This is a genomic window from Scytonema sp. UIC 10036, assembly GCF_009725235.1.
On the sequence record NZ_WJFC01000080.1, the window covers coordinates 1 to 16,347 of the forward strand.

Below are 16,347 nucleotides of genomic sequence, written 5' to 3' on the forward strand. Positions count from 1 at the left end.
TGACTGCTGTTTCAGCTATTGTTGCTATCTCTTGACTAATTTTTGTGGCTCCTATCTGTTATTCATAAATCTCTTGATAAACCTCTAAACCTTTAACTATTTGCTGAATAGTTTGCTTTTGCTTTTTTGTATCTTCTGCTATATTTTTAATTCCTTCAGTCAACAACTGGATTTTTTCTAACATCAAAAAGTTAGTATTGCTTAATAGTAAAATTGATTTTAAGTTTTCTTGTTTCTCCCATTTCAGTTTCTCAAGAATTTGAGGATTTTTCTGATTTTTTATTTCTAACTTGTTTCTTTCATCATTTATTTTCTTAATTTCAACATATTTTTGAATGAATAAATTTTTCCAGTCATCTGTCAGTTTTAACAAAAACTCTTGATAACTATCTTTATAATTTTCTACAAAATCAATAATTTGAGTGTAATCTCTCATTAATGATTTGATTTCTGCAAAAGTTTGCCCTTGACTTATTTCTTGTTTTCGTTTAATTTTTCCCCAAAAGTAAGAATGATATTTAATACCTTCTTTCAGTAAAATTTGACATTCTCTAATTTTTTTTGAATTTTTTAATTTGGGATTTTTTAAAATGGGTAATTGATAAGTTTTTTCATAAATTGTAATAAATTCATAAGTAATTCGTTTTTTTTGCTTTTTTACTTAGCATTGCTGTTAATACGATGGAACTTTGCCAATACTGCTCGGTTAAGCTGAAAAAATCAAAACGTGTAGGTTGGTTTGAGGAACGAAACCCAACATTTTTTTCAGTTTGTTGGGTTTCCCAAAGCCTCAACCCAACCTACTAATATTCTCAGCCCTTGCAGTATTGGGAACTGTGCGATCGCCAAGTTTCAATAAACTCTCTTTCCCATTTTAACACCTTTTATGTTTTTCCCTGTTCTCTATTCCCTATTCCTTGTTCCCTTTTTTAATAATAAGAAAGCCTTGCGGTTACAATACTGCGTAAGTTTTGCTTAAAAAATAAAAATGTGTTTGTTGGGTTTCGTTCCTCAACCCAACCTACTAATATTCTCTGCCCTTGCAGTATTGCCTGCGGTTGTGGTTGTAACTGCTGATGTTGTTGGTTGTATTTGGAACTCATTAATTTGGGGATTATTTTGGGGAAGTAGCTACTGTGGTTTGAGCCTTTTCAGGTGGAGCAATGACAATTTCTTTTTGTTTTTGATAATCCTCTACGGTCAGAAGTTGCCAACTACAACCCTCTGAAAGCTCTAAAACCCATTGATGATAGTTCACTAGACTTTTCCTATGCCCAACACTGATAAAAGTGGTTTTCGTTTGTTGTAGTTTTCGATATAAATTCTCTTCATTGTTCAAATCTAAAGCACTTGTTGCTTCATCTAAGATAGTAAAACTAGGAAGAGTCATGAATATTCGTGCAAAAGCAAGACGTTGCTGTTCTCCTAACGACAATATATTTTCCCAAGGAACTTCTGTGTCAAAGCCATTCACACGGGTAAGCAAATTTTGGAGATTCACTTGTCGCAAAACTTCCTCAAGTTCGGGGTCGCTCATTTGCTCTATTGTATGAGGATAGAGTAACTGTTCGCGTAATGTTCCTAGAATTATATAAGGACGTTGGGGCAAAAATAGGATTTCTTGTCGGGGAGGTCGCACCAAACGACCAGTTCCTGCATCCCACAACCCAGCGATCGCTCTCAATAGAGAACTTTTTCCTCTTCCACTTGGTCCTACAATCAATAGCCCTTCTCCCGCTCGAACAGACAATGACAAGTTTTCGACAATCGCCTGTTCGTAGTTTGGTGTTTGTAAGGTGACATTCTCAAAAGCCAAACGCTTATCTTCTATGACTTTAATATTACTTACATTATCTGGTTTTTGAGTAACAACTTCTAGGGCATCCGAAAACTCAGCCAAACGTTCAACGTAACTAGAAAAGCGCCCTGAATTCCCGAATTGAGCTATTAATTCTCCTAGAGCACTAGAAAACAGAAAGCAACAGAAACTGATTTGGTTAATTTCTCCATAATCAATTTCACCTTTAATAAATAAAGGTGTGAGTATAAACATCGAAAATACAGTGATTGCAGACTGATATGCTCTGTAAAAAACATCTTGCCCTCTTTCCCAACTCAGCCTGTGTTCAACACTTTTCAGAACATTATTAAATCTTCGGTTAATTATATTTAATTCTTTTTCTTCTCCCTGAAAAAAAGCTATCGATTCAGCGTGTTTGCGAACATGAGTCAGACAATAAGCAAAGTCAGCTTTAAACTCAAGTTCTTCTTGACTAATTTTATTGAGTTTTTGAGTTAAGTAAACAGCTATCAAATTACCTACAATCGTATAAATAACTAGATAAATTGTGATTTGTGAGGAAATTGTCCAGAGAATGATTAAAACACTCAACATTTCCAGCACTTTTTCTAGGAAAGTAGCTGAAAAGCTCAAAGCACTGCCAGTAATTGGTTCAATTTCTTGAGATATGCGTTGATCTGGATTACCAATATCAGATTTAAAATTAATTTTATAATAGGCTTGCTTGCTCAAATATTTTTCTAAAATGTGATTGTTCAGCCATGTATACCAATCAAGAGCAATTCTTTTTCTGATATACTTAGAAAATGCTACCAAGAGTGTTACTACCACAATACCAAGGGTAGAAACCCATAACGTATCAAGATATTTAGCAAGGTCTTTTTCTTCGATAACTATATCCAGTACACGGCGATTCCAGAAGCTGTTAAAGGCAGTTACGCCCACGAGCGAGATTATTAATAATATCAGGAGAGCAAGCATCCCCCATGAGCGAATCACTTCTGAAAATGCTCTTCCTTTTGGGTCTGTTGGGTACCAATAAGGTTGAGCTACCACGCGGACATCCTCCCAAAATTGAGTAAAACCTGAAAGAGGATTTGTCATTTCTCGATCGCGAGCAACTTGAGTTTGCATATTCTAAAAATAGAATTGTGAATAAAGACCTTTGTAAAGTATTGGGCGAATAAAAGTATTGAGCGAATAGAATTCACTACTACACAAATAAAGTCCGCCTGCGCGGACTCATGAAAAATTAAGGATTGTAAAAACCCACGCAGGTGGGTTTTGCTTGTATAGCCAAGGCAGTGCGTTGCGGGGGTTCCCCCCGTTGTAGCACCTGCCGTGCGAATTCTATTCGTCAAGGCGTTACAAACATCCTCTTGACAAATGCACACCAGTAAGCAGAATTTCGGCAATTGCTTGAGAAATGGGAAAGTGTGGTGAAAACAACTCCAACCAGAAAAATTCCCCAACTGGGTTAATCTCAAGAAATATATGTCGGCCATCAGGTGTGACGATAATATCTATCGCTCCATAGTTTAAACCAAAATAAGCCATTAGATTAAGAAGCTTTTTCTCAACATCCTCAGGTAAGTTGTAAGGTTGCCAACTCTCGCTTAAAGCTCTCCCCTCTTTGCGCCAGTCGTAAGTAGCCCTCTCCAATCGTTGGGAATCTACTGCGGCAGTAAATACACGGTGTCCCACAATAGTCGTCCGCAACTCTAGCGCCTTTGGCACATTTTCTTGAAACGTCATCGGACAAAAACGCAATCCTTCAAGATTTTCCAAATCGTCATCTGTCACTGGATTGGTGAAAACCACGAACTCTTCCCCGCGATCGCCAAAGATGGCAAAGGAAGAAAGCATTTTTGTGACTATCCCCTGCTCCTGACACTCAGAGGCAAATTGCTTCACTGCTTCTGGATTGTTTGAAGTTAAGGTACGCGGAGTCAAAAGACCAACCTCTCGTGCGACTTGCAGCTGTAATTGCTTATTATTGGTCAGATCCACATTTGACATTTTGTCAAAGTGGAATCCCTTGATGCTAGCAATCAAACCCCTAACAGTAGCGCGAGATTCTTTAATAGAGGCTTCTCTAAATTGCTTGTCCATCGTGTCGGGAATTTTTTCTCCGTAGCGCATCCGCCGATACCAAACGGAAGACACTTCACTTAAATCTAACTTCTGTGCGCCATCAGTAATAATTGCTTGCTCCGAATCACCATGGTAAATATCTAACTGCACTTCACTCGGAAATCTGTCTGTGTCAAAACGAAATGCTTTTTCTCCTAAAGCCTCAATTGCTTTAATAACCAGAGGAATGCTTTCATTGTCTTGACTAAAAGTAACTATTAAGACTGTCATAGGAATTATGAATTATGAATTATGAATTATGAATTATGAATTATGAATTATGAATTATAAAATTTTAGCCATTAGCCATTAGCCATTAGCCATTAATGTGTCTGCGATCGCATCAGATATAGGCAAGTCTAAATCTCGTTCCAACATTCCCCATTCTCCTATGGGGTTAATTTCCAAAAAGACATATTCTCCTGAGGGTGTAAGAATAAAATCAAAGGCTCCAAACAAAAGCCCAAATCTAGCCATAAAGGTTTTGAGACGACAAACGACTTCATCAGGAAGCTCGTGATGTTGCCATGAACCAAGCTCAACACCAGGAACACGCCAATCCACTTGTGATGCTGGATCGACAGACGCATTAAGCGCCCCCACAAAGACATTGCCATTCACATACACTACCCGCAATTCCCATTGCTTGGGAATTTGTTCTTGAAAAACCATAGGACAATAGCGCAGTGACTCAGCATCGTGCAAATCTTCTTCTTTAACGATGCTAGTGTAAAGGAAGAACGAGGTAGGTTCCATACTGCGAGAAAGAGTAGTTAGCAACTTACTCACCATTCTTCCGTTGACGTGTTGGAAAAACTCCCGTACTGCTTCAGCTTTGTTGGTGATAAGAGTCCGAGGAGTGACAAAACCTATTTCAGAAGCAACCCGCAGTTGACGCAGCTTATTGTGTGCAAAATTTATCCGCTCTAAATCATCTACCCAATGAGCTTCCCTGAGACTGTCCCAAAAACCATCTAAGGTTGCCTGTGATTCTCGAATGCAGGCTTCTTGGAACTTTGGAGCTAATTCTTTACCCAATTGTGGTTCCCAAATGCGACGCATCCAAACAGCTTGCACCTGCTCTGTGCTTATAGAGTGGATGCCATCTTCTATCTTGTGATAGCTTTTGGACTTGTCAAAATGTGCTGTTAGTTGTAGGTCTAAAGGAAATTTATCAGTGTTCAAGCGAAATGGCTGCGCTCCTCTCTTTGACAAAGCTTCTGCTACTCTATCTATTGTGAAGAAATCACCACTGTGGGTGATTAATAAAACAATATTACGCGATAGGTGCATAAAACATTTTCTTAGAGTACTGTTAGGACGAAATCAAGTTTTGAGGGGTGAAACGATTTTTTTCTCTAGTTGGAAATCTATCCACTTAACCCATTATAGCGGGTATGATTGACTACTAGTGGTCTACCACATTAATTTCGATGGGTAAAAGGATTTTTCCTCTCTCGTTCCGGTGGTTCTACCACAGAATGCACTCGGGTGGGCTGCTGCCTCGCATTCGGGAGGCGGCAGCCCATGGCAAGGCATTCCCAGGCGGAGCATGGGAACGAGGTGGCAGCCTATCAAAATTAATGCGATAGACCACTAGTACATCAGTCAGAGAAATAAGACTATCATTGTAAATTTGTATACAGCTTGCAGTATAAGGCTATTACTTTCATCACTTTAGCCTTTATACTTCAACCTTTTTGTACTAAATCTAGAAATCTTCCCAATCAGAGGGAAACTTGTAGGTGAAAGGCAAAGGAGGAAGATAAGGAGGAACTTTAGGAGGCTCTGTAGGAGCATCTGCAGGAGGTTTGTCTGACTCTGCTAATAATGGAGATTGATCTTCCAAGAAGCGGGCAAAAAATGGGACGGTCTTGATACCTGGTGATTCTACTGTCTTTGTAGACATATTATTTTCCCCTGGAAAATTTACTTGACCGTTTTATTTATACCATTTCTTCAAAAAAAACACAAGAAATCAAAATATCAAGTCATCATACCGATGGCTGGGTCTGCAGACAAATAAGACATTTAAGACTTTTAATAAAGTGAAGTGTATATTCAAAGCTTAAATCTTTAGTTATATGTCTAAAAGTAGATTGCCTGATGTATGCTTGGTAAAACTAGCTGCCTGCGAAATTCTCAATAGTCATCTATATGTTTACTAATTTAAAATCAACTTTAAAGCGGCATATTTTAACTGTGTTAATCAATCACTTAAATGTCTTAAAGGTCTTAAATGTCTTAACTATCTTAACAATCACCGGCCCTATCCCACATCTTGCACTGGGAAATATAAATATCAAATACGTGACTGCGTGGAAGAGGTAATATTTGTTCGCTCTCAAGTAAGAAACAAGACTATACAATTTGCGGAAAGATAAATTCAAGCTGAGTTTGCGCTGCTTCCACCCAGTCAGGTCAGTAAACAGAAAAATTTGGAATTAAGCCTTTCCAACATCTTTGTTTTGTTAAAAAAATTTAATAATTTGTATATATTTTTTATATTGAAATTGTAGATTCAGTGCTAATTCTGCTAAAGGCAAAATATTGGTATCTTGTCTTATCTGCTATTGCATTTTCTTGATAAACTTGATACCTTGATGCTGATAAGCTTAGAAAATGTCTGAAAATTTTTGAGCAATGTGTCAAAGTTTCGCAGAGCCACCAAAATTCCTTTGAAAAAAGGGAACTTTGAGAGTATTTTCTGAAAAAGCGAGACTTTGAGAGTATTTTCTAAAAAAGGGGGGACTTTAAGAGTATTGTCCTCCCCTTTTAAGGGTGGTTGGGCAGAATATAAATAAAATTTGATACTTTTGAGGCATCCTCATTAATAGGAGGCTTGGGTTAAAATCTACTTTAGTTATAGTAAACAAGTTTCGAGCTACAAAGCCAGCTTTCTACCAGTGCGTAAGCCCTCGTATTATTTGGAGATGAAAATGTTGTGACAAACAATGTACACACGCAAGCAGTTCTGACATTTGATGGTCAGGATGATTACATAGATTTTGGTAAAAATGATATCGGTGGTGTTTTTGCTGAGGGGAGTTCCGCCTTTACAATTTCAGGATGGGTGAATCCGCATCAGCTCGCGAGTAAAGCCACTACTTATGGGACGCGCAATGTTTTTTTTGCTCGTTCTTCAGATAGATACAGTGATAATTTTGAGTTCGGCATCAGTGAATCAGGAAATCTCGATGTCTATATTGATGAGAAGCTCGACAACGTTATCAAAACCTTTGGCAACGGAGAACTAACGACCGGACAATGGCACTTCTTTGCAATTGTCTTCGATCGGGGTCAACTCACTATATATCTTGATGAGCATGAGTATACAGACTCATTGAGAGGTACCTCGTTAAACAAAGCAACGAGTTCTGTAACTCTGGGCGCGACTTTACACAACAACAACTATTATACAGGTCAAATAGCTAACATAAGTGTCTGGAATTACGCTTGTTCTCAGGTAGAAATCCAGAGGCAACGGTCTGAGCCTTTAGTTGGAAATGAAGAAGGATTAGTCGCTTACTGGAGATTAAACGAAGGAGAAGGGACAACTGTCCGCGACTTAACCGCAAACGCTCATGATGGCAAGTTGCGTGGCAATCCGACTTGGGATATAGCCGAACTGCCGACCTTTGGCCAAGCTTCAAGCCAAGAGCTGCTTTCACAAGCATCCCATGAGGGCGAAACACAAGATGAGACAGCGAATCCTTTAGAGGACAACCCTCCTTTAACAGAAACTGCGGTGCGGGAGGAAGATACCCCGACTCAAGAGACGACGGCTTTAGCCCCAGTGGTCGCTAGGGATGAGGGTCAACCAAAAGCAAAAAAAGAGACAAGGAAAAAATCTGCTCGCGACCAAACATCTTCAACCCCCGAACAACAGGCGGGGGAAATAAAAATAGACCAAACCAGTCAAAGCGAAGTCTCAGAGAATATCCCACAGCAGGAGCGATCGCAAACATTCACTCAGGAGCAATCGCAAGAAGTTATGAATCCAACAGCCAATGCTAAGTATAAAATCCTAGCCATCGATGGAGGCGGTATTCGGGCTATTATCCCAGCTCTGATACTAGCAGAAATTGAAAAGCGAACGCAAAAGCAGATATTTAGTTTGTTTGATTTAATTGCAGGCACTTCCACCGGAGGAGTTCTAGCGCTTGGACTGACTAAACCCCAATTAAATTTAGAGCTATCCGATAGCACGCCAGTCGCTCAATACAGTGCAGAGGATCTGGTAGAACTCTTTGTTGAGTATGGACCGTCCATGTTTTACGAGCCAGCATGGGAAAAAATATTCGGACCGATAGAAGATGTATTTATCCAGCCAAAATATGCGGCGGAGAGCAGAGAGGAAATTTTCCGAGAATATTTTGGAGATGCACCTCTAGAGGGGAATCTCAAAGAAGTGTTTGTAACTAGCTACGATATCGAGCAGCGAATTCCCATATTATTTACAAACAAAATTGAAAAACAACAGACAGAATCGAAAAGGTTTCGCAAGTTATCTGTTGGCTTGACACTCACAGATGCAGCCATGGCAACAACTGCGATTCCAACTTATTTTCCTCCCTATCGCGTTGCGAGTTCTCAGAATTTTAGCGGCTTCTATACTTTAGTGGATGGTGGATTAATTGCTAATAATCCCACCTATTTAGCAATTATGGAGGCGAAAATCAGCAGACAAGACACAAAGCCAGTCGCTCCAGACGATCTGTTGATAGTTTCCTTGGGAACGGGTTCCCTGACGAGTATCTATTCTTATGACAAAGTCAAACATTGGGGGCAATTGCAATGGGGACAACCGCTTTTAAATATTGTATTTGATGGTGGTAGTGAAGTGGTAGCCGGAGAATTAGAGCGCTGGTTTGAGGCGAGTCAAAAAGAACTCAGCGGTTCTTATTATCGGTTTCAAACATTCCTCACAGGAGAATTGGAACTCATCGATAATGTCAAGTTGGAAAACATTCGTCAGTTACAAGCTTTGGCCCATCAACTGATTGCAGCACAAAGTCAACAAATCGATGAGTTGTGTAGTATTTTAGCAAGCTGAAGGCGATTTTATCGGATTGTCGCCATTCTAGGGGAAGGGATTAAGCCAGAAGTTGTAGAAGCCTCCTTAAAATAGAAAAAATTTGTAAAATGTTAACCGATCGGAGCGTGGACAGCTTTTATTTAGCTTAGTCTAGGTTTTGAAACAGGTTTCATCGTCAAGCGCGACAACCGTCTCATACCCTGAGTCATTTTTCAACCGAAACGTAAGGATTTTAGGTAATTGCAATGGACGAAATCGTTAAAAAACTTGCCGGTCTAGGTCTTCCTGGCATAATTCTAGTGATTCTAACAGTCTCATCAGGAGGTAGTTCTGCGGCTGTTGCTGCTGCCTTAACAGCATGGGGAGGGCCGTTTGGTATCGTAGGCGGTATAGCCCTGCTTGGTCTAATATCAGTTGTAGGGGATGTTGTAGCCGGATTTGGAGTTGAAGCCCTTCTTCAGGCCATCTATTCAGAACGCAGCAAAACCGAATCTATAAGAGTTCTCCTCAAAGAAATTAGAGATTTACCCATTACAGATGAGCTAAAACTCAAACTGAAAAATCACCTTAGCCCGGAAACCACTAGTACTTATCCTGGAACACCTAACGAACCCAGAACAGTTGAAGTTGTCGAGGAATAACTTCTATTGCATTTTCTTGATAAACTTGATACCTTGATGCCCATCGGAAAACAATACTTGTCGGTTAAGCCTAAAAATACGAAAACACGTAGGTTGGGTTGAGGAACGAAACCCAACATTTGTTGGGTTTCACACTGGGTTTACCCAACCTACAATTTCCGAGATCCCTTGCAGTATTGGATCGGAAGATGTCTGAAAAGTTTTGAGTGATGTATCAAAGTTTCACAGTTCCTCCTAAATCCTCCTTAAAAAGGGGAAATTTGAGAGTATTTTCTCCCCTTTTTAAGGGTGCTAGGGGGATATTCAGATTTGATACTTTTGAGACATCCTCATTATTAGGAAGCTTAGGTTAAAATCTAGTGGAGTTATACTAAACAAGTTTCAATCTACTTTCGTCAGCTTTCTATCAATGCGTAAGTCCAGGTATGATTTGGAGATGAAAATGTTGTGACAAACAAGGTATATACGCAAGCAGTTCTGACATTTGACGGTCAGGATGATTACATAGATTTTGGTAAAAATGATATCAGTGGTGTTTTTGCTGAGGGGAGTTCTGCCTTTACAATTTCAGGATGGGTGAATCCGCATCAGCTCACAAGTAAAGCCACTACCTATGGGACACGCAATGTTTTTTTTGCCCGTTCTTCAGATAGATACAGTGATAATTTTGAGTTTGGCATCAGTGAGACAGGAAATCTGGATGTTTATATTGATGAGAAGCTCGACAACGCTCTCAAAACCTTTGGCAACGGAGAACTAACAATCGGAAAATGGCACTTCTTTGCAATTGTCTTCGATCGGGGTCAACTCACTATATATCTTGATGAGCATGAGTATTCAGGCTCGTTGAGAGGAGCCTCGTTAAACAAAGCAACGAGTTTTGTAACTCTGGGCGCGACTTTACACAACAACAACTATTATACAGGCCAAATAGCTAACATAAGTGTCTGGAATTACGCTTGTAATCAAACGCAAATCCAAACACAACGGTATCAGCCACTAGTTGGAAATGAACTTGGATTAGTCGCTTACTGGAGATTAAACGAAGGAGAAGGGGCAATTGTCCGAGACCAAACTGGAAATGGCTATGGTGGAACGTTGCATGGCAATCCCACTTGGGATTTAGCAGAACTTCCGTATATAACCGCACAATCCTCCAATGAGGGCGAAACACAAGATGAGACAGCAAATTGTTTAGAGGAAAACACTCCTTTAACAGAAACTGTGGTGCGGGAGGAAGAGACCGCACCTCAAGAGACGACAGCTTTAAGTCAAAGCGAAGTCTCGGAGAATATCCCACAGCAGGAGCGTTCGGAAGCATTGACTCAGGAGCAATCCCAAGAAGCTATGAATCCAAAAGCCAATGCTAAATATAAAATCCTAGCCATCGATGGAGGCGGTATTCGGGCGATTATTCCAGCCCTGATACTAGCAGAAATTGAAAAGCGGACACAAAAGCAGATATTTAGTTTGTTTGATTTAATTGCAGGCACTTCCACCGGAGGAGTTCTAGCGCTTGGACTGACTAAACCCCAATTAAATTTAGAGCTATCCGATAGCACGCCAGTCGCTCAATACAGTGCAGAGGATCTGGTAGAACTCTTTGTTGAGTATGGACCGTCCATGTTTTACGAGCCAGCATGGGAAAAAATATTCGGACCGATAGAAGATGTATTTATCCAGCCAAAATATGCGGCGGAGAGCAGAGAGGAAATTTTCCGAGAATATTTTGGAGATGCACCTCTAGAGGGGAATCTCAAAGAAGTGTTTGTAACTAGCTACGATATCGAGCAGCGAATTCCCATATTATTTACAAACAAAATTGAAAAACAACAGACAGAATCGAAAAGGTTTCGCAAGTTATCTGTTGGCTTGACACTCACAGATGCAGCCATGGCAACAACTGCGATTCCAACTTATTTTCCTCCCTATCGCGTTGCGAGTTCTCAGAATTTTAGCGGCTTCTATACTTTAGTGGATGGTGGATTAATTGCTAATAATCCCACCTATTTAGCAATTATGGAGGCGAAAATCAGCAGACAAGACACAAAGCCAGTCGCTCCAGACGATCTGTTGATAGTTTCCTTGGGAACGGGTTCCCTGACGAGTATCTATTCTTATGACAAAGTCAAACATTGGGGGCAATTGCAATGGGGACAACCGCTTTTAAATATTGTATTTGATGGTGGTAGTGAAGTGGTAGCCGGAGAATTAGAGCGCTGGTTTGAGGCGAGTCAAAAAGAACTCAGCGGTTCTTATTATCGGTTTCAAACATTCCTCACAGGAGAATTGGAACTCATCGATAATGCCAAGCTGGAAAACATTCGTCAGCTACAAGCCTCAGCCCACCAACTGATTGCAGCACAAAGTCAACAAATCGATGAGTTGTGTAGTATTTTAGCAAGCTGAAAGCGATAAGCCGGGTACGGCTTGCGCCAAGGGCGATCGCACAATTCAAAACTCATCCGTAAGGCGGCAAATTATTGAGGGGACTGGAAGCGACAGCTATCACAATAAATCATCCCAGTTTTATCAAAAAAATGCAATAGAACTTAAAACCGTCAACTAAACGCTTAGGATACTTAAGGGAAAGTTTAGACATTTAAGTGGGCAGTTGGATATTTAAACAGATACTTAAAACACGTATTTTTTCCAAATTGGGATACTCCCAACATTTTAATTATCTTCTTAACTGTCTTAACTGTCTTAAATGTCTGCAAACCCATCTCACATGTTGCACTCGAAAAGAGAAAATAAATGTAAAAAATAAAACCAAGTATAAGAAACTATTTGTTCGCTTATAAGTAAAAAACAAGAGATTAAAATTTGTGGAAAGATAAATTCAAGCTTGCTTTTTCTAGCTTCTAACAAGTCATGTTAGTAAACTGAAAACTTCAGAATTCAGGATTTTTGAGAACTATTTATCAGTAAATCTTGTTTTATTTTGTATATTTTATTACAATAAACATATTGTGCTTTTTAATGCAAAGTATTCAGTTATCTTGTCCTATATGCTATTGCGTTTTCTAGGTAAACTTGATAACTTAATGCTGATAAACCTATTCGAAAATTTAGGTTAATATCTATAGCAATCCTATGTGATTTATGAGAAAATTCACCATCCTGGCTAACGCCGTTCCCCCTTGGTAAGGGGGGACTACAGGGGGATCGCAATAATTTCAAATTCTCACGAATGATTTAGGAGTGCTATATTTTTGTTAAAGTAAGCAAGTTTCAACTTACAAAAATCGATAAGTTGTATAGTACTTGCTAGAGTAAACGCGATCGCACAATTCAAAACTCATCTATGAATCGGCAGTTTGTCGATCGGGTGCAGGGCATCTGTATGAAGCGTATTGTTATAGAACAATGAGGTCATTAAATAAGCCGTCTTATCGGATTGTCGCCATTCCAGGAGAAGGAATTGGACCAGAAGTTGTAGAATCTTCCTTAAAAATTCTGCAACACGTTGCTAAACTTGAAAGATTCACCTTACAGGTAGATTATGGTTGGCTCGGTTCTGTAGCCTTAGAGCGATTTGGGAGCAACTTCCCTCAAGCTACGGTTCAACTCTGTGAAGGATCTGATGGGATTGTATTTGGTGCAACAAGCCAATCCGGACTGCTAGAACTGCGAAAGCATTTCGATTTTTTTTGCAATCTTCGTCCAATCCGTATTGTTAACAGTTTGCTGCATAAATCCAGCCTCCGACCAGAGAAAGTTCAAGGACTCGATATACTGATCGTTCGAGAACTGGTGAGTGGGATTTATTTTGGCCCATGTGGACGGTCTTGGGATGAGCGGGGAGGTTATGGCTACCATACCATGCTCTATTACGATGAAGAGATTCGGCGAATTGCTCGCAAAGCTTTAGAGCAAGCCCAACACCGCCGGGGACTGCTCACCGTAGCCCACAAAGAAAACGCCTTACCCCACTTGCCCTGGACTCGCCTGGTGCAAGAAGAAGCCACGCACTTTCCTGGTGTGCTCGTTGAACCAATGCTAGTCGATAACCTAGCCATGCAAATGGTTCTAAATCCCCAGAGATTTGATGTAATTTTAGCAGGCAATCTGTTTGGAGATATACTAAGCGATATTGGCGGTGCATTAGTTGGCTCCATTGGCTTGTTAGGCTCGGCTAGCCTGAACGCTGATGGATTTGGGCTATACGAAGCGATTCACGGCACAGCCTGTGACATTGCAGGTAAAGGAATTGCTAATCCCCTTGGAACTTTTGCAGCTTGTATTTTAATGCTTGAGCAATGGGGAGAAACGCGAGCAGCCCAACGAATGATTGCAGCGCAAGACCGAATTTTAGCCAAAGGATATCGGACAGCCGATTTATCTCCTCAAGAAGGGGAAATTTTTGTCAACACTGAAATCCTAGTTGAGCTTTTGCTGGAAGAACTTTCCGCAGAGCAACATTCTGAATTAGGAGTGCTTCATGAGTCATGCAAATAAAGTTTTATACCTAGGAGATGATATCAATACCGATGATATTATTCCCGCCAATCGAGCAACCACAGACGATCCCGATTATTTAAAACAGTATGCTTTAGAACATATTATTGGAGTCGGAGAACTCCTAAAATACAATGCGATTGAAGCCGGAGCAAATTTCGGGTGTGGTTCCAGTCGAGAAATTGCCCCCATTGCCCTCAAAGCTGCTGGAATTGAGAAGATTCGAGCGCAGTCGTTTGCCGAAATTTTTTATCGTAACAGTGTTAATATTGGACTGTCTATAGAAATTCTGGGGGAAAAAAAACAGAACGCAGTTGTGGATGCGATCGCCGCAGCTGGTGGACTGATGTCTTTTAACCAAATGCGTCGTCAGGGGAAAATGACTATTCCTCCGAGCCTAACTCCAAAAAGACCCATGACTTTAGTTGAAAAACTTTTGGCTAAAGCCTCCGGCAATCCTTACGTTCAGCCTGGAGAAGTGGTGTTTGCCTCTGTCGATTTAGCGTTATCCCATGATGCTGTAGCTTCCCCTGTCGCCAAGACGTTTTACAAACATTATGGAGAAGAAGCAAAGTTATGGGATGCTCAACGGGTGGTTTTGGTAGCAGATCACTTTATTCAAGTCAACGACATCCGTCCTGACAAAAAAGCCCATCTCATGTACGAACAGATGGTTCAGTTTGCCAAAGACCAAGGATGCCACTTATTTGATATAATTTCACCCGGTGAAGCAGCAGGCATTTGCCACGTTTTACTACCAGAAAAAGGATTTGTCCGACCGGGGATGGTAATTGTCGGTACAGATTCCCATACCTGCACTTATGGAGCATTGGGAGCCTTTTCCACAGGCGTAGGCACAACAGATATGGCGAATATTTATGCTATGGGGGATATGTGGATTCGCGTTCCCCAAACCCTAGTGTTCGAGTTGTCTGGAACCCTACCTCCCCAAATCAGCGCCAAAGATATTATCCTGTTTATTCTAGGGCAAATCGGTTGCGCTGGGGCGACTGGTAAGGTCATGGAGTTTAGAGGATCGATTCTTGCAAAACTGCCCTTTGATGAACGGTTGACTCTAGCCAATATGGCCGTTGAATGCGGTGCAATATGTGGCTTGATTGTTCCCGATGAAATGACCCGGAATTATGTGAGAAGCCGAACTTCACAAGAATTTGAAGAAATGATTGCCGATCCTGATGCCGAATACGAAAGGTTGTATCAATTTGACCTCAGTCATCTAGAACCTCAAGTTGCTCGCCCGTCGAAACCAGATCGGGTAGTACCTATTAGCCAGTTAGAAGACACTCCCATTACCAAAGCTTTTATTGGCTCTTGCACCGGAGGAAAACTCTACGATCTGGCTCAGGCTGCGGCAGTTTTGAAGGGTCGCCAACTAGCAGATGGAGTTAATTTGTTTATTGTACCTGCCTCTGTGGAGATTCGCGAAAAAGCTAAAGCATTAGGCTATCTTGAGATTTTTGAACAAGCAGGAGCGCAAATTCTCAAGTCAGGTTGTGGGGCTTGTATCAATTCTGGACTTGGGGTTTTGGCAAAAGAAGAAACGGGGGTTTATGCAACCAATCGCAATTTTAAAGGACGCAGTGGCGATCCAACAGGCAAAAACTATTTGGCTTCTCCAAGAACGGTAGCAATCTCAGCCGTAAAAGGAAAAATCAGCCACAATCTTGATTAAAGACTCAATTCCTAGATCGGGACAAATAGAAAAATTTGTAAAATTTTAACCATTACTGAGTGTGGGTGGCTCTTATTTAGCTTAGTCTAGGTTGTGAAACAAGTTTCTTTCTTGACAACAGTTCTAGTCTCTTACCCTGAGTCATTTTTTAACCAAAACGTAAGGATTTTAGGTAGTTCCAATGGACGAAATTGCTAAAAAAATTGCCGCTCTAGGTCTTCCTGGCATAATTCTCGTAGTTTTAACAGCCTCATTAGGAGGTAGTTCTGCGGCTGTTGCTGCTGCCCTCACAGCCTGGGGAGGACCGTTTGGCATCGTAGGTGGTATAGCCCTGCTTGGTCTGATATCAGTTGTAGGGGATGCTGTCGCCGGATTTGGACTTGAAGCCCTTCTGAAGGCAATCTATTCAGAACGCAGCAAAACCGAATCCGTGAGAGTTCTCCTTAAAGAAATTAAAGATCTACCCATTACAGATGAGCTAAAACTTAAACTAAAACATCACCTGAGCCCACCAGAAAATACTTATGAAGTCCCTAATACACCAAGGACAGTTGAAATTGTTGATGAATAATTTCACTGT

The 16,347-nt window shown here is 40.6% G+C and carries 12 protein-coding genes; 6 read left to right on the forward strand and 6 right to left on the reverse strand.

Going from position 1 to position 16,347, the window contains the following annotated elements:
• Positions 1–58 precede the first annotated feature (58 nt).
• The 6 genes from F7734_RS62300 to F7734_RS31055 form a co-directional block, all read right to left on the reverse strand.
• Complete coding sequence (locus F7734_RS62300; protein ID WP_207714253.1) at positions 59–436, reverse strand: hypothetical protein; 378 nt, start codon at positions 434–436, stop codon at positions 59–61.
• 493 nt (positions 437–929) lie between these two features.
• Entirely contained in the window at positions 930–1,103 is a 174-nt protein-coding gene (locus tag F7734_RS31035; protein WP_155748414.1) for a hypothetical protein, read from the reverse strand.
• Between the two features lie 11 nt (positions 1,104–1,114).
• Positions 1,115–2,935, reverse strand: a complete 1,821-nt coding sequence (locus tag F7734_RS31040; RefSeq protein ID WP_155748415.1) for an ATP-binding cassette domain-containing protein — start codon at positions 2,933–2,935, stop codon at positions 1,115–1,117.
• Positions 2,936–3,166: 231 nt separating this feature from the next.
• The gene (locus F7734_RS31045; RefSeq protein ID WP_155748416.1) at positions 3,167–4,165 is read right to left on the reverse strand and encodes an MvdD family ATP-grasp ribosomal peptide maturase; all 999 of its coding nucleotides are present in this window, start codon (positions 4,163–4,165) and stop codon (positions 3,167–3,169) included.
• A 78-nt stretch (positions 4,166–4,243) separates the two neighbouring features.
• A complete protein-coding gene (locus tag F7734_RS31050) occupies positions 4,244–5,227 on the reverse strand; it encodes an MvdC family ATP-grasp ribosomal peptide maturase (protein ID WP_155748417.1) in 984 nt (327 codons plus the stop codon).
• Positions 5,228–5,645: 418 nt separating this feature from the next.
• Entirely contained in the window at positions 5,646–5,843 is a 198-nt protein-coding gene (locus tag F7734_RS31055) for a microviridin/marinostatin family tricyclic proteinase inhibitor (protein WP_155748418.1), read from the reverse strand.
• A 1,035-nt stretch (positions 5,844–6,878) separates the two neighbouring features.
• Between F7734_RS31055 and F7734_RS31060 the strand changes: the two genes are divergently transcribed.
• From F7734_RS31060 to F7734_RS31085, 6 genes are all read left to right on the forward strand, one after another.
• Positions 6,879–8,990: a patatin-like phospholipase family protein gene (locus F7734_RS31060; protein ID WP_166482261.1), complete on the forward strand. Its 2,112-nt coding sequence runs from the start codon at positions 6,879–6,881 to the stop codon at positions 8,988–8,990.
• A gap of 227 nt (positions 8,991–9,217) precedes the next feature.
• Positions 9,218–9,613, forward strand: a complete 396-nt coding sequence (locus tag F7734_RS31065; RefSeq protein WP_155748419.1) for a hypothetical protein — start codon at positions 9,218–9,220, stop codon at positions 9,611–9,613.
• A gap of 447 nt (positions 9,614–10,060) precedes the next feature.
• A complete protein-coding gene (locus F7734_RS31070; protein ID WP_166482262.1) occupies positions 10,061–12,022 on the forward strand; it encodes a patatin-like phospholipase family protein in 1,962 nt (653 codons plus the stop codon).
• Positions 12,023–12,982: 960 nt separating this feature from the next.
• Entirely contained in the window at positions 12,983–14,074 is a 1,092-nt protein-coding gene (gene leuB / locus F7734_RS31075; RefSeq protein WP_155748420.1) for a 3-isopropylmalate dehydrogenase, read from the forward strand.
• Positions 14,058–15,767, forward strand: coding sequence for an aconitase/3-isopropylmalate dehydratase large subunit family protein (locus tag F7734_RS31080; protein WP_155748421.1), 1,710 nt, complete (start codon positions 14,058–14,060; stop codon positions 15,765–15,767). Before leuB ends, F7734_RS31080 begins: the two co-directional genes overlap by 17 nt.
• Before the next feature lie 181 nt (positions 15,768–15,948).
• On the forward strand, positions 15,949–16,338 hold the full coding sequence (locus F7734_RS31085; protein WP_155748422.1) for a hypothetical protein: 390 nt from the start codon (positions 15,949–15,951) through the stop codon (positions 16,336–16,338).
• The last annotated feature ends 9 nt before the right edge of the window (positions 16,339–16,347 follow it).